Annotated in this window: 15 protein-coding genes; 6 read left to right on the top strand and 9 right to left on the bottom strand. The window is 70.5% G+C overall.

Annotated elements, in window-relative coordinates:
* Positions 1–31: 31 nt before the first annotated feature.
* Entirely contained in the window at positions 32–577 is a 546-nt protein-coding gene (locus tag OG514_RS06230; RefSeq protein WP_266891694.1) for a YcxB family protein, read from the top strand.
* A 60-nt stretch (positions 578–637) separates the two neighbouring features.
* Here OG514_RS06230 and OG514_RS06225 read toward each other — a convergent pair whose 3' ends face one another.
* The 4 genes from OG514_RS06225 to OG514_RS06210 form a co-directional block, all read right to left on the bottom strand.
* Positions 638–1,048 carry a Fur family transcriptional regulator gene (locus OG514_RS06225; protein ID WP_055603560.1) on the bottom strand — a complete coding sequence of 137 codons (411 nt, stop codon included), beginning with the start codon at positions 1,046–1,048 and terminating at the stop codon, positions 638–640.
* A 71-nt stretch (positions 1,049–1,119) separates the two neighbouring features.
* Positions 1,120–2,013 carry a metal ABC transporter permease gene (locus OG514_RS06220; protein WP_266891689.1) on the bottom strand — a complete coding sequence of 298 codons (894 nt, stop codon included), beginning with the start codon at positions 2,011–2,013 and terminating at the stop codon, positions 1,120–1,122.
* A gap of 16 nt (positions 2,014–2,029) precedes the next feature.
* Complete coding sequence (locus OG514_RS06215; RefSeq protein WP_266891687.1) at positions 2,030–2,803, bottom strand: metal ABC transporter ATP-binding protein; 774 nt, start codon at positions 2,801–2,803, stop codon at positions 2,030–2,032.
* A gap of 26 nt (positions 2,804–2,829) precedes the next feature.
* The gene (locus OG514_RS06210) at positions 2,830–3,819 is read right to left on the bottom strand and encodes a metal ABC transporter solute-binding protein, Zn/Mn family (RefSeq protein ID WP_266891685.1); all 990 of its coding nucleotides are present in this window, start codon (positions 3,817–3,819) and stop codon (positions 2,830–2,832) included.
* Positions 3,820–3,985: 166 nt separating this feature from the next.
* Here OG514_RS06210 and OG514_RS06205 point away from each other — a divergent pair, with 166 nt between their 5' ends.
* Positions 3,986–5,368, top strand: a complete 1,383-nt coding sequence (locus tag OG514_RS06205; protein WP_266891683.1) for a glycine--tRNA ligase — start codon at positions 3,986–3,988, stop codon at positions 5,366–5,368.
* 63 nt (positions 5,369–5,431) lie between these two features.
* Here OG514_RS06205 and OG514_RS06200 read toward each other — a convergent pair whose 3' ends face one another.
* From OG514_RS06200 to OG514_RS06190, 3 genes are all read right to left on the bottom strand, one after another.
* Positions 5,432–6,169, bottom strand: coding sequence for a VC0807 family protein (locus OG514_RS06200; RefSeq protein WP_266891681.1), 738 nt, complete (start codon positions 6,167–6,169; stop codon positions 5,432–5,434).
* A gap of 105 nt (positions 6,170–6,274) precedes the next feature.
* Complete coding sequence (locus OG514_RS06195; RefSeq protein WP_266891679.1) at positions 6,275–6,865, bottom strand: TetR/AcrR family transcriptional regulator; 591 nt, start codon at positions 6,863–6,865, stop codon at positions 6,275–6,277.
* Positions 6,866–6,911: 46 nt separating this feature from the next.
* Entirely contained in the window at positions 6,912–7,949 is a 1,038-nt protein-coding gene (locus tag OG514_RS06190) for an aldo/keto reductase (protein ID WP_266891677.1), read from the bottom strand.
* Positions 7,950–8,188: 239 nt separating this feature from the next.
* Here OG514_RS06190 and OG514_RS06185 point away from each other — a divergent pair, with 239 nt between their 5' ends.
* The gene (locus OG514_RS06185; RefSeq protein WP_266891675.1) at positions 8,189–8,434 is read left to right on the top strand and encodes a DUF6243 family protein; all 246 of its coding nucleotides are present in this window, start codon (positions 8,189–8,191) and stop codon (positions 8,432–8,434) included.
* Between the two features lie 76 nt (positions 8,435–8,510).
* Here the strand turns inward: OG514_RS06185 and OG514_RS06180 are convergent, their stop codons facing one another.
* Positions 8,511–9,953, bottom strand: coding sequence for an MFS transporter (locus OG514_RS06180; protein WP_266891673.1), 1,443 nt, complete (start codon positions 9,951–9,953; stop codon positions 8,511–8,513).
* A gap of 110 nt (positions 9,954–10,063) precedes the next feature.
* Here OG514_RS06180 and OG514_RS06175 point away from each other — a divergent pair, with 110 nt between their 5' ends.
* Complete coding sequence (locus tag OG514_RS06175) at positions 10,064–10,948, top strand: helix-turn-helix domain-containing protein (protein ID WP_266900763.1); 885 nt, start codon at positions 10,064–10,066, stop codon at positions 10,946–10,948.
* On the opposite strand, the gene OG514_RS06170 is transcribed toward OG514_RS06175, so the two are convergent.
* Positions 10,935–12,392, bottom strand: a complete 1,458-nt coding sequence (locus OG514_RS06170; RefSeq protein WP_266891671.1) for an MFS transporter — start codon at positions 12,390–12,392, stop codon at positions 10,935–10,937. The two genes, OG514_RS06175 and OG514_RS06170, sit on opposite strands and share 14 nt — an antisense overlap.
* Before the next feature lie 52 nt (positions 12,393–12,444).
* On the opposite strand from OG514_RS06170, the gene dusB reads away from it, so the two are divergent.
* Together dusB and ppdK are read left to right on the top strand one after the other, a co-directional pair.
* A complete protein-coding gene (gene dusB, locus OG514_RS06165; protein WP_266891669.1) occupies positions 12,445–13,581 on the top strand; it encodes a tRNA dihydrouridine synthase DusB in 1,137 nt (378 codons plus the stop codon).
* Between the two features lie 366 nt (positions 13,582–13,947).
* Positions 13,948–16,659, top strand: coding sequence for a pyruvate, phosphate dikinase (gene ppdK, locus OG514_RS06160; RefSeq protein WP_266891667.1), 2,712 nt, complete (start codon positions 13,948–13,950; stop codon positions 16,657–16,659).
* The last annotated feature ends 103 nt before the right edge of the window (positions 16,660–16,762 follow it).

The following is a 16,762-nucleotide window of genomic DNA, read 5'->3' as shown; positions in this document are numbered from 1 at the left end:
CCCGGTTGCCCGTACGGCTACGATCACCGCCGTGAACGAAGCGATGGAGAACGGCACCCGGGACGGGCTCGAACTCGTCTACCCCCCGGTTTTCACGGACGTGAGCGAGGCGGTACGGGTCCGGCTGCGGGCCACCCGATGGTGGCGGGTCCTGCGGTGGACGGCCCGTGGCGGCTGTCTGCTCGCCCTCGCCGTCGCGGCCCTGGAGCTGCTGGTCGTGCGCGACCCGGATCCGGGGGCGGCGGTGGTGATGATCCTGCTCGGCCTCGTGGCCGTGTCCGCCGCGGAGGTGCTGCCCTGGGCGACCGCCCGCAGCCTCTTCCTGATGATCCGGTCGCAGGGCGAGGCGAGGGCCCTCGTGGACGAGGACGGCGGGCGGTGGATCACCCGGGACACCGACGTCGTGATCCGCTGGGCCATGCTGCCCCAGTACGTCGAGACACCCCGGCTCTTCGTCCTGCTCACCGCCCGGCGGACCGGCACCGGCTTCGCGTACCTGCCCAAGAGCGGGTTCGCCGACCCGGCCGACGCCGACCGGCTGCGGGCGGTCCTCGACCGGAACATCACCAGGAAATGACCGAACGAAGCGGCCCGTACCGGATCTCCGGTACGGGCCGCTTCGCCGTCGCCTGTCAGGTCACTTCCCGGCGCAGTCCGCGCACGTGCCGAAGATCTCCACCGTGTGCGCCACGTTCACGAAGCCGTGCTCCGAGGCGATCGTCTCGGCCCACTGCTCCACCATCGGGCCCTCCACCTCCACGGCCTTGCCGCAGAGACGGCACACCAGGTGGTGGTGGTGGTCGCCGGTCGAGCAGCGGCGGTACACCGTCTCGCCCTCGCTCGTGCGCAGCGCGTCCACCTCGCCCGCGTCCGCGAGGGACTGCAGCGTGCGGTAGACGGTGGTGAGGCCGACCGAGTCGCCGCGGTGCTTGAGCATGTCGTGCAGCTCCTGGGCGCTGCGGAACTCGTCCACCTCGTTCAGCGCCGCGGAGACGGCGGCACGCTGCTTGGTCGAGCGGCCTCGTACGGGGGGTCCTGCCGTCACCACGGGGGCCTCCTTGAATGCTTGTCTGCCCCCGCCATTCTGCCAGCCCCCCACGCACCTGAGTCCGGGCCGGATCAGACCTTCACGTCGTCCGAGGGCCGCCGGGTGGCCGGAACCGGTGCGTCACAGCTCTCCGCACCCACCTCGGCCGCCCGCGCCCGCCGTTTCGCGAGCGGTGTGGCGAGCAGGGTGAGCAGGACGAACACCCCGATCGCGTACAGGACGATCGTCGCGCCGGGCGGCACGTCCTGGTAGTACGAGGTGACCGTGCCCGCCAGGGTGACGGTGATGCCCGTCACCACCGCGAGGACGAAGGTCGCACGGAAGGACTTCGACAGCTGCTGGGCCGCCGCGACCGGCACCACCATGAGCGCGCTGACCAGGAGCAGGCCGACGACCCGCATGGCGACCGTGACGGTCACCGCGGCCGTCACCGCGATCAGCAGGTTCAGGGCCCGCACCGGGAGGCCGGTGACGCGGGCGAACTCCTCGTCCTGGCTGACCGCGAAGAGCTGCCGGCGCAGACCGACCGTGACCAGGACCACGAAGGCGGCCAGGATCGCGATGGCGGTGATGTCCTCGGTGGAGACCGTGGAGAGCGAGCCGAAGAGGTACGAGCTGAGGTTGGCGTTGGAACCGGTCGGCGAGAGGTTGATCAGCAGGACGCCGCCGGCCATGCCGCCGTAGAAGAGCAGCGCGAGCGCGAGGTCGCCGCGGGTCTTCCCGTACGCCCGGATCAGCTCCATGGCGACCGAGCCGACGACGGCGACCGCGGTCGCCATCCAGACCGGGCTGGAGTTCAGGAGGAAGCCGAGGCCGACACCGGTCATGGCGACATGGCCGATGCCGTCGCCCATCAGCGCCTGACGGCGCTGGACCAGGTAGATGCCCACGGCGGGCGCGGTGATGCCGACGAGCACGGCCGCGAGGAGCGCGCGCTGCATGAAGGCGAGCTGGAGGATTTCCATGATCAGGTCAGCTTCCTCAGGTCAGCAGACCCGTACGGAGCGGCTCCCCGGCCGCGTGCGGATGGACGTGGTCGTGGCCCGGCAGCGCGTGCTGGCCGAGCGCCTCGGGCGGCGGGCCGTCGTGGACGACACAGCCGTCGCGGAGCACGACCGCGCGGTCGATCAGGGGCTCCAGGGGGCCCAGCTCGTGCAGGACGAGGAGGACGGAGGTGCCGCCGGCGACCTGCTCGCGCAGGGTCGAGGCGAGGATCTCCTGGCTGGCCAGGTCGACCCCGGCCATCGGCTCGTCCATGATCAGGAGCTCGGGCTCGGAGGCGAGTGCGCGGGCGATCAGGACCCGCTGGTGCTGGCCGCCGGAGAGGGCGGAGACGGAGTCCTTGGCACGGTCGGCGAGACCGACGAGGCCGATGGCCCGCTCGACGGCGGCCTTGTCGTCCTTGGTCAGCCAGCCGAACCTGCGGCGGGAGAGCCGGCCGGAGGCGACGACCTCGCGGATGGTGGCGGGGACGCCGCTCGCCGCGGTGGTGCGCTGGGGCACGTAGCCGACCCGGGCCCAGTCGCGGAACCGCTTCCGCTCCGTGCCGAAAAGCTCGATCGTGCCGCCGGTCAGCGGCACCTGGCCGATGACGGAGCGGACCGCGGTGGACTTGCCGGAGCCGTTGGCGCCGAGCAGCGCGACGACCTCACCGCGACGGACGGTGAGGTCGACGCCCCGGAGGACGGGCCGGGCGCCGAGGGCCGCCGTGGCTCCGCGGACGGAGATGACGGGTTCCGCTTCGGGGGCTGCCATGGCTCGTACCTCCTGCTGTGCTGTGATCACTTGGCGCCGAGAGCCTTCTGCAGCGCGGCGAGGTTGGACCGCATGACCTCGATGTAGTCATCGCCCTTGGAGGTCTCCGTGATTCCCTCCAGCGGGTCGAGCACGTCGGTCTTGAGGCCGGCGTCGCCCGCGAGGGTCTTGGCGGTCTTGTCGCTCGCGAGGGTCTCGAAGAAGACGGTGGTGACCTTGTCCTTCTTCGCGACGTCCTGGAGTTCCTTGATCCGGGCGGGGCTCGGCTCGGACTCGGGGTCGATGCCGGAGATGCCCTCCTGGTCCAGGCCGTACCGCTCGGCGAGGTAGCCGAAGGCGGAGTGGGTGGTGATGAAGGTCTTCGTCGTGGTGTTCTTCAGACCGGTCGCGAAGTCGGTGTTCAGGTCGCCGAGCTTCTTGACCAGCGCTTCGGTGTTCTTCTTGTAGTCGGCGGCGTTCGCCGGGTCGGCCTTCTCCAGGGCGGTGCCGACGCCCTTGGCGACCTCGGCGTACTTCACCGGGTCGAGCCAGATGTGCGGGTCGGCGCCGGCCTCGGAGCCGTGGTCGTGACCGGCTTCCTCTTCCGCGTGCTCCCCTTCGGCGTGGTCGTGGCCCGCGTGGCCGACCTCGGTGCCGTGGGCTTCGAGTTTGGTGAGGGTGGCGGCGTCGACGGTGTTCTCGACGCCGGCCTGGGCGATCGCGTCGTCGACGGCGGGCTGGATGCCCTTGAGGTAGAGGACGACGTCGGCCTCGCCGAGCTCGCCGATCTGCCTCGGCTTGAGCTCCAGGTCGTGGGGTTCGACGCCGGGCTTGGTGAGCGTCTCGACGGCGACGTGGCCGCCGCCTATCTGCTCGGCCAGGTACTGCATGGGGTAGAACGACGCCACCACGTCCAGCTTGCCGTCGTTGCCCTTGTCGGCCGCGTCGGAGCTGCCGCCGCAGGCGGAGAGGGTCACGAGCCCGAGCGCGACGGCTCCGGCGACGGCGGTGGTGGGTATCAGGCGGCGTACGTTCATGACACTCATTTTCAACAAAACTGGAAACGATTGTCAATTGTCGTACGTGTGGCCCCGCCCACGAGCCCCCTCGGAGGATCCGCGTACCGAACCGATTTGATACGGGGGGTGCGGGCGCCGGTAACCTGAGGCATTCGCACTTCGTCGTCGTAATGAAGAGAGCACCGTGGCCGCCGACAAGATCGACACCATCGTCAGCCTGAGCAAGCGCCGTGGCTTCGTCTACCCGTGCAGTGAGATCTACGGCGGCCAGAAGGCCGCCTGGGACTACGGACCGCTGGGTGTCGAACTCAAGGAGAACCTGAAGCGCCAGTGGTGGCGTTACATGGTCACCTCGCGCGAGGACGTCGTCGGCATCGACTCGTCGGTCATCCTGGCCACCGAGGTCTGGGAGGCCTCCGGCCACGTCGCCACCTTCACCGACCCGCTCACCGAGTGCACCTCCTGCCACAAGCGCTACCGCGCGGACCACCTGGAGGAGGCGTACGAGGAGAAGCACGGCCGTCTCCCCGAGAACGGCTTCGCCGACCTCAACTGCCCCAACTGCGGCAACAAGGGCACCTTCACCGAGCCCAAGCAGTTCTCCGGCCTCCTCTCCACCCACCTCGGCCCGACCCAGGACACCGGCTCCGTCGCGTACCTGCGTCCCGAGACCGCGCAGGGCATCTTCACCAACTTCGGTCAGGTGCAGCAGACCTCGCGCAAGAAGCCCCCGTTCGGCATCGGGCAGATGGGCAAGTCCTTCCGGAACGAGATCACTCCGGGCAACTTCATCTTCCGCACCCGCGAGTTCGAGCAGATGGAGATGGAGTTCTTCGTCAAGCCGGGCGAGGACGAGCAGTGGCAGGAGTACTGGATGGAGCAGCGCTGGAACTGGTACACGGGCCTGGGTCTCCGTGAGGAGAACATGCGCTGGTTCGAGCACCCGAAGGAGAAGCTCTCCCACTACTCGAAGCGCACCGCCGACATCGAGTACCGCTTCCAGTTCGGCGGCAGCGAGTGGGGCGAGCTGGAGGGCGTCGCCAACCGCACCGACTACGACCTGAACGCCCACTCCAAGGCCTCCGGCGCCAACCTGACCTACCTGGACCAGGAGAGCGGCGAGCGCTACACGCCGTACGTCATCGAGCCTGCCGCCGGTGTCGGCCGCGCGATGCTGGCCTTCCTCCTCGACGCGTACAACGAGGACGAGGCCCCCAACGCCAAGGGCGTCATGGAGAAGCGCGTCGTCCTGCGTCTGGACCCGCGCCTGGCGCCGGTCAAGGTCGCCGTCCTGCCGCTCTCCCGTAACCCGCAGCTCTCGCCGAAGGCCAAGGGCCTTGCGGCCGACCTGCGCCAGAACTGGAACATCGAGTTCGACGACGCCGGCGCCATCGGCCGCCGCTACCGTCGCCAGGACGAGATCGGCACCCCGTTCTGCGTGACCGTCGACTTCGACACCCTCGACGACAACGCGGTGACCGTGCGCGAGCGCGACACCATGAAGCAGGAGCGCGTCTCCCTCGACCAGATCCAGAGCTACCTGGGCAGCCGCCTGCTCGGCTGCTGAGTCTGTTCGTACGTACGGGAAAGCCCCCGGTTCCGACTCGGAACCGGGGGCTTTCCCTTGCCGTCAGGCGGCCGCCGCCGCGGCCGCCTGAGCCTCGGCCTGGCGCCGCGCGCCCTCGGCCGCGCGACGCTTGCCGAACCAGGCCGTCCACGCGCCCAGGACGCCGAGCACCCCGTAGATCATGACCGGGCTCAGCGTGACCATGGTCTTCGTCGGCAGCGCGTACGCGAGGGCGATGCGAACGGCCGCCTCGACCACGTAGACCACGCCCCACACCAGCGTCATCGTGCGCATGGTGGAGCGGAAGCCCTCGTACTGCCACATGCCGTTCCACCAGGCGGTGCTCGCCGGGGTGTCGTCGGTGGCGAACTTGCGGCCGAAGTAGAACATCAGCGGCCGCGGCGCGAACAGCGTGGCCAGGCAGAGCAGCCCGAACAGGCCCGTCACGCCCGAGTCCTTGATCAGCAACGCGCGGCCGGTGTGCGCGCCGAGCAGGGAGACGAGGGCCGTGATCACCAGGAACACCAGGGTCACGACGGCGACCTCGTCGATCTTGCGCCGCCAGGCAACCATGATCACGCTGTCCAGGACCGGCCAGGCGCTGCCGGCGAGCAGGGCGGCGAACTCGGACCAACCGTGGTCCTGAGTCAGGGTGTTGTACGTGAGGATCGGCGCGACGATATTGAGCCCGATGGTCAGGGCCCAGCCGATCGCCGAGGCGGCCCCGGATCGGGCCGGCGGCCCCGGTCGTTCCTCGGTAGCTGTGGCCGGTACGGCCGGTGGCCGCTCGTGCGCGGACATGGTTCCCCCTGGGAGCGTCTTCTGGTGCGGTCTGTAGGACGCTAGTCAGGATCCGGACAGGGAACGGAAAAGTCCGAGCCAAATGATCTTCAAAAAGGGTGCGGGTCAGGCTCGCAGCGCGCGCTGGGTCAGGGAGATGACCGCCGCGAACGCGTCCTCGATATCCGTGGTCGACCAGTCGGCGGCGTGCGCGGGGTCGTGGAAACGGTCGGTGGCGTCGAAGACCGCCCGCGCCGTCGTCGCGTAGTCCCGCTCCGGTGCGGCGAACACACCCTCGTGGTGGCCGTCCTCCACGATGCGGGCGATCTGCTCCACCAGGTGCTCCTCGTGCCGGTGGACCACCGCGCTGTTCTCGCCGATCAGCACCTGGAAGGTGGCCATCAGCTCCGGGTCGCCGCCCGCCTTGCGGCGCTTCAGGGTGAAGAGCTCGGTCAGCCAGCCGGTCAGCCGCTCGTCGGCTGACCCCGACGCCTCGGTGTACGGCCGGAGCGCGACGATCGTCCGCTCGAGCCACCGCTCGGTCACCGCCTCACGCAGCGCCGCCTTGGTGCGGAAGTGGCGGTAGACGCTGCCGTGGCTCACGCCGAGAACCCGGGCCACGTCCACGACGGTCGCCTTCGCCGGCCCGTAGCGCCGCAGCACCTCCTCGGTGGCTTCGAGGATGCGCTCTGCGGTCAGGGTCTCGGTGGCGGCCATGGAATGACACTACCTGTCAGTCGCTGCTGTCCCGGGGGGGGGTCGGTCAGTGCTCGCTGTCGAGGTGTGCCATCTGTGCCGCCGGGTACCGCTCGCCGACCGCCGCGCCCGCCGGCACGGCCTCCTCGATCGCGGCCAGATCGGCGGTGTCGAGCGTGATGTCCAGGGCGCCGAGGGCTTCCGCGAGCCGGTCCCGGCGGCGGGCGCCCACCAGCGGGACGATGTCCGCGCCCTGTCGCCCGGCCTGGGCGAGGACCCAGGCGATCGCGGTCTGCGCGACCGTCACGCCCTTGGCCTCGGCGAGCGCCCGCAGCCGGTCCACCAGGTCCAGGTTCCGCTGGAGGTTCTCGCCCTGGAAGCGCGGGCTCATGCCCCGGAAGTCGTTCGCCGCCAGCTCCCGGTCCCGGGTGAAGTGGCCGCTGATCAGTCCGCGCGACAGCACCCCGTACGCCGTGATGCCTATGCCGAGCTCACGCGCGGTCGGCAGGATCTTCTCCTCGATGGAGCGGGAGATCAGCGAGTACTCGATCTGGAGGTCCGCGATCGGGGCCACGGCCGCCGCCCGGCGCAGGGTGTCCGCGCCGACCTCGGAGAGCCCGATGTGCCGCACGTGCCCCGCCTCGACCAGCTCGGCGATGGCGCCGACGGTCTCCTCGATCGGCACGTCCGGGTCGACGCGGGCGATCCGGTAGATGTCGATGTGGTCGGTGCCGAGGCGCTGGAGCGAGTAGGCCGCGAAGTTCTTCACGGCGGCGGGCCGCCCGTCGTACCCGGTGAAGCCGCCTTCGACCGTGCGGAGCGCGCCGAACTTCACGCTGGTCAGTGCCTGCTCGCGGACGGCGGCGGGCGCGCTCCGCAGCGCCTCGGCGATCAGCAGTTCGTTGTGCCCCATCCCGTAGAAGTCGCCCGTGTCGAGCAGGGTCACCCCCGCGTCCAGGGCGGCGTGGATCGTCGCGATCGACTCGGCGCGGTCGCTCTCGCCGTACAGCGCGGACATGCCCATGCAGCCGAGGCCGAGAGCGGAGACCCGCGGACCGGTGGTGCCGAGCGGACGGGTGGGGACGGGGCGGCGCGTGGTGGTCATGGCTGTCTCCTCGGAAGTGGTGAGAGGGGTGGAACAGTGCGACAGAACAACCATGACATGACCGATGACAGATTTCAATATCTGTCATTCCTTCGAGTGGTGCGGGGAAAATCGAGTGCCCCCGCCCTGGGGCCCGGGTAGCGTCACCGGCATGTACTCGTTCTTCCAGATCTACGAGTGAGAGCCGTCGCCGGCAGATCCAGCTCGACCACAGCCCACCTCAGCGACGGGAGAACACCATGTCCAAGAGCCGCAACAACCTCCTCGGCGTAGGAGGACAGCGCAAGAAGCTGTCCCGCGCCGACCAGCACGGCAGCGGTCAGACCCGCACGGCGGCCCAGCGTTCCGCCGACGACCGCAAGCAGGACCTCCTGAAGAAGATGCGCGAGCGCACCCAGAGCGCCGACGCCACCGGGACCACGGCCGGTGCCGACACCACCGGGACCGCGGCCGGTGCCGACACCACCGGCACCGGCCAGGAGTAGCCGCAGTCACCGCGTGGCGAAGGGCCCGAGGCGTTCGCCGCCCCGGGCCCTTCGCCCGTCTCGACCTCCCTGTCCGCTACCGCACCGTCCTCGGCAGGCGCAGTGCCAGCAGGGCCGTGAGCAGCGCCATCGCCAGCTGGAGGAGGACCGTCACCGTCAGGGGAGTGCCCGAGTCGGCAGGGGCGGCGGCGGTGAGGCTGAGGTAGAGGGTGCCCAGGGTGGCGACACCCAGGGTCAGCGCCGTCTGCTGGGTGGTCACCATCACGCCGCTGCCCACGCCCGCCCGTTCCGCCGGTACCTCGGAGAGCACCACCCGGAAGAGCACCGGGAGCTGGAGGCCCTGCCCGATGCCCGCGATCGCCATGCCGGGAAGCAGGCTGAGCACCGACATGTCCGGCCAGGAGCGCCAGGCGGTCAGGGCGATCAGTCCGAGGCCGAGGGCCTGGAGCAGGGCGCCCGCCACCACCACGCGCGTGCCCCAGCGCCGGACCAGGCGGGGACCCGCGAGCGAGGTCCCGAAGAAGGCCACCGCCATCGGGACGAGAGCCAGGCCGGAGGCGACCGCGCCCAGGCCCAGACCCTGCTGGAGAGCCACCGCGATCACGAACATGAAGCCGCCGAAGCCGGCCGACAGCGGCAGGACGAGGAGCAGTCCGCGCCGCAGCGAGACCAGGTCGAGCAGGCTCGGCGGGACCAGCGGGGTGCGGCCCCGGCGGTCCGCCCGCCGCTCCACCCACCAGAAGGCCGCCGCGGCGAACGGTGACACCGCGAGGGAGACCCAGGTCCACAGCGGCCAGCCCGCGGCCCGGCCCTCCGTCAGCGGTGCGAGCAGGGTGATCAGCGCGAGGGCGAGCAGCAACGTTCCCGCCACGTCCACCGGCGCCGGGCGGTCCGATCGGGTCTCCGGGACCGTACGGACGGCCAGGACGAGGCCCACCACCGCCACCGGCACGTTCACCAGGAACACCGCACGCCAGCCGGAGCCCGCGAGGTCGGCCGCCACGAGCACCCCGCCCAGGATCTGCCCCGTCACCATGGAGAGCCCCGCGGTCGCCCCGTACAGGCTCAGCGCCTTGGCCCGCCGGGCGCCCTCCGTCGAGGAGTGGATGGTCGCGAGGACCTGCGGCAGCATCAGCGCCGCCGCCGCGCCCTGCGCCACCCGCGCCCCGACCAGCGTCCAGGCGTCCGGGGCGAGACCGCAGGCGAGCGAGGTGAGGCCGAAGGCCGCCATGCCCGCGAGGAAGAGCCGGCGGCGCCCGAAGAGGTCGCCGAGCCGCCCGCCCAGGACGAGCAGGACGGCGTACGACAGTCCGTAACCGGCCACGATCAGTTCGAGGAGCGCCGGGCCCGCCGCCAGGTCGTGGTCGATGGACGGCAGGGCGACGTTGACGATGAAGAAGTCGATCAGGGGCAGGGCGGCCCCGAGGAGGACGGTGAACAGGCCGAGGGCGCCGAGCGCGCGACGGCTGTCGGGGACGGCCGGGGTGCCGGCTCTGGGAGAAACGGAGGTCGAAGTCACGCATCCGACGATCCGCCGCCCCTCAGCCTGGTACCAGAGTGTCTTTATCCTGGTACAAGCAGTACCTGGCAACGGGCTGACCGCCCCGGCACCCTGGGAGCGTGACGACCATGACGACGGCCGGACCCGGTACGCGACGACACGAACTCGCCGCCTTCCTGCGCAGCCGCCGCGAGCGCATCACCCCCGAGCAGGTCGGCCTGCCCCGGGGGCGCCGCCGCCGCACCCCCGGCCTGCGCCGCGAGGAGGTCGCCCACCTCTCCGCCGTCGGCGTCACCTGGTACACCTGGCTGGAGCAGGCCCGTGACATCCAGGTCTCCCCGCAGGTCCTGGACGCGCTCGCCGCCGCGCTGCTCCTCGACCCGACCGAGCGGAGCCACCTCTTCGCCCTCGCCGGGCAGGCCGACCCGCACCCCGGCGCACCCTGCCCGGCCGTGACGCCCGCACTGCGCGCGCTCCTGGAGCAGTTGGAGCCCGTCCCGGCCGCCGTCCAGAACAGCCGCTTCGACTTCCTCGCCCACAACCGGACCTTCGGGCGGCTCTTCTGCGACCTGGACGCGCTGCCCCGCGAGGACCGCAACTCCCTCTGGCTCGCCTTCACCAACGACGACTTCCGGGCCGCGGCCACCGACCTTCCGGACCTCCTGCCCATCCTCGCCGGCAAGCTGCGCGCCTCCATGGCCGAGCACCTGGCCGAGCCCGCCTGGAAGGCGCTGGTCCAGCGGCTCGAAGCGGCCTCGCCGGAGTTCCGGGAGATCTGGGCGCGGCACGACGTGGTCGCACCGGGCGGTCGCACCAAGGTCATCCACAACGCGCACGTGGGCGTGCTCAAGTTCGAGCACACCAACCTCTGGCTCGGCCCGACCGCCGGGCCGCACCTCGTCACCTACGTCCCCGTCGACGACGCGACCCGCGCCGGAGTCGAACGGCTCCTGGACTTCGTCGTACGCGAACAGGAGCTCCGTCGGGACGACGAGGCCCTCACCGCCGCCTGAGACCCGTGCCCGCCCCCGCCTCCACCTGAGGCGCGTCCTCCGTCTCCAGGCACCGTGCCGTCCGTTCCGCCGTGCGCCGGGCCCACTTTCCGCTGGTCAGCGCGCCGACCGCGAGGACGGCGAGGCCGCAGGCCGTCACGACCCAGTACGCCGGCCTCGCCGCCGCCACGTAGTCGTCGGGGGACATCCCGGCGCCCACGCCCGCCGCGAGCACCGCGCCGACGACCGCCACCCCGAGGGTCTGGCCGACCTGGCGGCTCGTCGAGGCCACCGCCGCCGCGACCCCGGCCTGCGCGCGGGGCATCCCGGAGACGGCGGTGTTGGTGATGGGGGCGTTCACCAGGCCGAAGCCGATGCCGAAGGCCACGTAGCCGGTGAAGAGCAGCGGATCGTGGGTCTCCGCCCCGAAGGCGGCGAAGAGCAGCGCCCCCGCCGCCATCGCCGTGCCCGCGAGGAGCAGCGGCAGACGGGGTCCACGCGCGCCCGTGAGCCGCCCCGACAGCGGTGCGAAGACGAAGGTCATGCCCGCCATCGGCAGCATGTACAGGCCGGCGTCCATGGGGGAGAGGCCGCGCACCTCCTGGAGGTACAGGGTGTTCAGGAACAGGAAGCCGCCGAACCCCGCGAAGGCGCAGACCGCGACGACGGTGGCCCCGCTGAACGGCGCGCTGCGGAAGAACCGCAGGTCGATGAGGGGCTCGCGGCGCCTCGGCTCGTACACGAGCAGTCCGACGAGCGCCCCGGCCGCGATCCCCGCGAAGAGCGGGTCGGTCTCGATGATCGCGTACGTCAGCGAGCCGAGGAGGGCCGCCACCAGGAGCTGCCCGACGGGGTCCGGGCGCCGGGGGCGGGGGGCGCGGGACTCGGGGACGTACCGCAGGGTGAGGAGCAGGGCGAGGAGGGCGACCGGCAGGTTGACCCAGAAGATCGCCCGCCAGCCGACCGACTCGACGAGCACACCGCCCACCAGCGGCCCCAGGGCCAGCGAGATGCCGACGACCGCGCCCCAGACGCCGATGGCACGCGCGCGTGCGGCGGGTTCGGTGAAGGTGTTGGTGATGATCGACATGGCGACCGGGTTGAGCATCGAGCCGCCCACCGCCTGTACGGCGCGGAAGGCGATCAGCGCCTCCAGGTTCGGGGCGAGGGAGCAGAGCAGCGAGCCGAGCGCGAAGACGACGAGGCCGGTGACGAAGACCTTGCGGCGGCCGATGCGGTCGGCGGTGGAGCCGGCCAGCATGAGCAGCGAGGCCAGGACGAGGGTGTACGCGTCGATGACCCACTGCAGACCGGAGACGGAGGCGCCGAGGTCGCGCCGCAGGGAGGGCAGGGCGACGTTCAGGGCGGTGTTGTCCAGGCTGACGATCAGCAGACTCATGCAGCAGATCGCCAGGACGACGAGCTGCCGGCCCCGGGGGAGCTGTGACCGTGTGAGCTCTGGCATGTTCGGATAGTACGGCTAACTAATGACCGTCGCAGTGCGCGACAATGGCCCAATGACCGCGTTCTCCCCTCTCGCCATCGGGCCGCACATCGTGCAGCCCCCGGTGGTGCTCGCCCCGATGGCCGGCATCACCAACGCCCCCTTCCGTACCCTCTGTCGCGAGTTCAGCGGCGGCAAGGGGCTGTTCGTGAGCGAGATGATCACGACACGCGCCCTGGTCGAGCGCAACGAGAAGACGATGCAGCTCATCCGCTTCGACGCGACCGAGCAGCCGCGCTCGATCCAGCTGTACGGGGTGGACCCGGTGACGGTCGGCAAGGCCGTGCGGATGATCGTCGACGAGGACCTCGCCGACCACATCGACCTGAACTTCGGCTGCCCGGTCCCCAAGGTGACCCGGAAGGGCGGCGGCTCGGCCCTGCCCTACAAGCGGCCGCTGCTGCGCGCGATCCTGAACGAGGCCGTGACCAACGCGGGCGACCTGCCGGTCACGATGAAGATGCGCAAGGGCATCGACGACGACCACATCACGTATCTGGACGCGGGCCGGATCGCGGTGGAGGAGGGCGTCACGGCGATCGCCCTGCACGGGCGGACGGCGGCCCAGCACTACGGCGGTACGGCGGACTGGGACGCGATCGCGCGCCTCAAGGAGCACGTGCCGGAGATCCCGGTCCTCGGCAACGGTGACATCTGGTCCGCCGACGACGCCCTGCGGATGATGCGGGAGACGGGCTGCGACGGCGTGGTCGTCGGGCGCGGCTGCCTGGGGCGGCCGTGGCTCTTCGCGGACCTGGTGGCGGGCTTCGAGGGCACGGGGGCCTACGCGGCTCCCGGGTTGCGGGTGGTCGCGGACGCGATGGTGCGGCACGCGCGGCTGCTCGGGGAGTGGCTCGGCGACGAGGCACGCGGTGTCATCGACTTCCGCAAGCATGTGGCCTGGTACCTGAAGGGCTTCTCGGTGGGTTCCGAGATGCGTAAGAAGCTGGCGATCACCTCGTCCCTCGACGAACTGAGCGCTCAGTTGAGCGAGCTGGACCTGGACCAGTCGTGGCCGGTCGGTGCGGACGGTCCTCGGGGTCGTACGTCCGGAAACAACCGAGTTGTCCTGCCGGACGGGTGGTTGAAGGACCCGTACGACTGCTCCGGCGTGAGCGAGGAAGCCGAGCTGGACACGTCCGGCGGCTGAGATTGGGCCTCGATTCGGCCTTTCCGGGGGAGTGATCCTCGCCACCCTTGAGGGGGGTGGTGCTCAGATGAGCAGGTTACAAACGGCTGCATCGCCTGAAGGGTGGCACGGGGTGCCACCCTTTTTGCGTTCAAGTCTTGAACGCAAGTGCTCGTATGCGCGCTCATCTGAGCGACTTCCCTCTGGTTTCGGTCATGTCGTCTTCGGGGTCTGAAACCGGAAGCTACTTCTCGGTTACTTTCGAAGTGCTGGCGGACGGGTGGTTAAGGCCACGTGACCGCTAGGCGTACCTCCCCAGAAGCCTTCGATCTGGGTATGTTCCTCGCCGTCAGGGCAGCCAACCGAGTCATCGAGGAGTCGGGACCCGTGTCGGAAAACAATGATCAGAAGTTCGTGTACGACTTCACCGAGGGCAACAGGGACCTGAAGGACCTGCTCGGTGGCAAGGGCGCGAACCTCGCCGAGATGACCAACCTCGGCCTCCCGGTCCCTCCCGGCTTCACGATCACCACCGAAGCGTGCAAGGTCTACCTCGAGAGCGGCTCGGAGCCGGTCGAGCTCCGCGACGAGGTGAGCGCTCACCTCGACGCCCTTGAGCAGCAGATGGGCAAGAAGCTCGGGCAGGCGGACGACCCGCTGCTCGTCTCCGTCCGCTCCGGAGCGAAGTTCTCCATGCCGGGCATGATGGACACGGTCCTCAACATCGGCCTCTCCGACGAGTCCGTCGTCGGCCTCGCCCGCCAGGCCGACAACGAGCGCTTCGCGTGGGACTCGTACCGCCGTCTCATCCAGATGTTCGGCAAGACCGTCCTCGGCGTCGAGGGCGAGCTCTTCGAGGACGCGCTGGACGAGGCGAAGGCCTCGAAGAAGGTCGCGAGCGACACCGACCTCGACGCCGCCGACCTGAAGAAGGTCGTCCAGCACTTCAAGAAGATCGTGAAGGCCGAGACCGGCCGCGACTTCCCCCAGGACCCGCGTGAGCAGATGGACCTCGCCATCGAGGCCGTCTTCAACTCCTGGAACACCGACCGCGCGAAGCTGTACCGCCGCCAGGAGCGCATCCCGGGCGACCTCGGCACCGCCGTCAACGTCTGCTCGATGGTCTTCGGCAACCTCGGCCCGGACTCCGGCACCGGCGTCGCCTTCACCCGCGACCCCGCCTCGGGCCACGCCGGTGTCTACGGCGACTACCTGCAGAACGCGCAGGGCGAGGACGTCGTCGCCGGTATCCGCAACACCGTGCCACTGGCCGACCTCGAGTCGATCGACAAGACGTCGTACGACCAGCTCATGCACATCATGAACACGCTGGAGACCCACTACAAGGATCTCTGCGACATCGAGTTCACCATCGAGCGCGGCCAGCTCTGGATGCTCCAGACCCGCGTCGGCAAGCGCACCGCCGGTGCCGCCTTCCGCATCGCCACGCAGCTCGTGGACCAGGGCCTGATCGACGAGGCCGAGGCGCTCCAGCGCGTCACCGGCGCGCAGCTCGCCCAGCTGATGTTCCCCAAGTTCGACGAGGACGCGAAGGTCGACCAGATCGGGCGCGGCATCGCCGCCTCCCCGGGCGCGGCCGTCGGCAAGGCCGTCTTCGACTCGTACACCGCCGTCAAGTGGTCCCGCTCGGGCGAGAAGGTCATCCTGATCCGCCGCGAGACCAACCCGGACGACCTGGACGGCATGATCGCCGCCGAGGGCATCCTCACCTCCCGCGGTGGCAAGACCTCGCACGCCGCCGTCGTCGCCCGCGGCATGGGCAAGACCTGTGTCTGCGGCGCCGAGGAGCTCGAGGTCGACACCAAGCGCCGCCGGATGACCACCTCCGACGGTCAGGTCGTCGAGGAGGGTGACGTCGTCTCCATCGACGGCTCCACCGGCAAGGTCTACCTCGGTGAGGTACCCGTCGTACCGTCCCCGGTCGTCGAGTACTTCGAGGGCCGCATGCACGCCGGCGCCGACGACGCCGACGAGCTCGTCGCCGCCGTGCACCGGATCATGGCCTACGCCGACCGCGTCCGCCGGCTGCGCGTCCGCGCCAACGCCGACAACGCGGAGGACGCCAACCGCGCCCGCCGCTTCGGCGCCCAGGGCATCGGCCTCTGCCGCACCGAGCACATGTTCCTCGGCGAGCGCCGCCAGTTCGTCGAGCGGCTGATCCTGGCCGACACCGACGTCGAGCGCGACGACGCCCTGGAAGCCCTCCTGCCGCTGCAGAAGACCGACTTCGTCGAGCTCTTCGAGGCCATGGACGGGCTGCCCGTCACGGTCCGGCTGCTCGACCCGCCGCTGCACGAGTTCCTGCCCGACATCACCGAGCTGTCGGTGCGCGTCGCCCTCGCCGAGTCCCGCAAGGAGCCGCACGAGAACGACCTGCGCCTGCTGCAGGCCGTGCACCGGCTGCACGAGCAGAACCCGATGCTGGGTCTGCGCGGTGTCCGCCTCGGCCTGGTCATCCCCGGCCTGTTCACCATGCAGGTCCGCGCGATCGCCGAGGCCGCGGCCCAGCGCATCGACGCCAAGGGCGACCCGCGCGTCGAGATCATGATCCCGCTCGTCGGCACCGTCCAGGAGCTGGAGATCGTCCGCGAGGAGGCCGAGACGGTCATCGCCGAGGTCCAGGCCCGGACCGGCGTCGAGCTGAAGCTCGCGCTCGGCACCATGATCGAGCTGCCGCGCGCCGCCGTGACCGCCGGTCAGATCGCCGAGGCCGCCGAGTTCTTCTCCTTCGGCACCAACGACCTGACCCAGACGGTGTGGGGCTTCTCCCGCGACGACGTGGAGGCCTCGTTCTTCACCGCGTACCTGGAGAAGGGCATCTTCGGCGTCAGCCCCTTCGAGACCATCGACAAGGACGGTGTCGGCGCCCTCGTGCGCAGCGCCGTCCAGGCCGGCCGCGCCACCCGCCCCGACATCAAGCTCGGTGTCTGTGGCGAGCACGGCGGCGACCCGGAGTCGGTGCACTTCTTCCACGAGGTCGGTCTCGACTACGTCTCCTGCTCGCCCTTCCGGATCCCGGTGGCGCGTCTGGAGGCCGGCCGCGCGGCGGCCGAGTCCAAGGGCAGCGACAGCCGCTGAGTCCTGCTGAACGGGGGGTCAGGAGCGGCGGTCGGGCCCTCCTGAACCCCCGTTCAGCAGCGGGAATCACGGAACCGCCCCGGTACCACCGGGGTCGCCGTCG

The organism is Streptomyces sp. NBC_00572 (assembly GCF_026341815.1).
GTDB lineage: Bacteria > Actinomycetota > Actinomycetes > Streptomycetales > Streptomycetaceae > Streptomyces.
The sequence above is the reverse complement of the archived record's forward strand: the minus strand, read 5'-3'. Positions and strand labels throughout refer to the sequence as shown.

Bases quoted from the DNA above. Each gene is read 5' to 3' on its own strand.
- OG514_RS06220 (WP_266891689.1), bottom strand. From the start codon at position 2,013: ATGGAAATCCTCCAGCTCGCCTTCATGCAGCGCGCGCTCCTCGCGGCC.
- OG514_RS06185 (WP_266891675.1), top strand. From the start codon at position 8,189: ATGTCCAAGAGCCGCAACAACCTCCTCGGCGTAGGAGGACAGCGCAAG.
- OG514_RS06175 (WP_266900763.1), top strand. From the start codon at position 10,064: ATGACGACGGCCGGACCCGGTACGCGACGACACGAACTCGCCGCCTTC.
- OG514_RS06170 (WP_266891671.1), bottom strand. From the start codon at position 12,392: ATGCCAGAGCTCACACGGTCACAGCTCCCCCGGGGCCGGCAGCTCGTC.
- OG514_RS06195 (WP_266891679.1), bottom strand. From the start codon at position 6,865: ATGGCCGCCACCGAGACCCTGACCGCAGAGCGCATCCTCGAAGCCACC.
- OG514_RS06210 (WP_266891685.1), bottom strand. From the start codon at position 3,819: ATGAACGTACGCCGCCTGATACCCACCACCGCCGTCGCCGGAGCCGTC.
- dusB (WP_266891669.1), top strand. From the start codon at position 12,445: ATGACCGCGTTCTCCCCTCTCGCCATCGGGCCGCACATCGTGCAGCCC.
- OG514_RS06200 (WP_266891681.1), bottom strand. From the start codon at position 6,169: ATGTCCGCGCACGAGCGGCCACCGGCCGTACCGGCCACAGCTACCGAG.
- OG514_RS06215 (WP_266891687.1), bottom strand. From the start codon at position 2,803: ATGGCAGCCCCCGAAGCGGAACCCGTCATCTCCGTCCGCGGAGCCACG.
- OG514_RS06190 (WP_266891677.1), bottom strand. From the start codon at position 7,949: ATGACCACCACGCGCCGCCCCGTCCCCACCCGTCCGCTCGGCACCACC.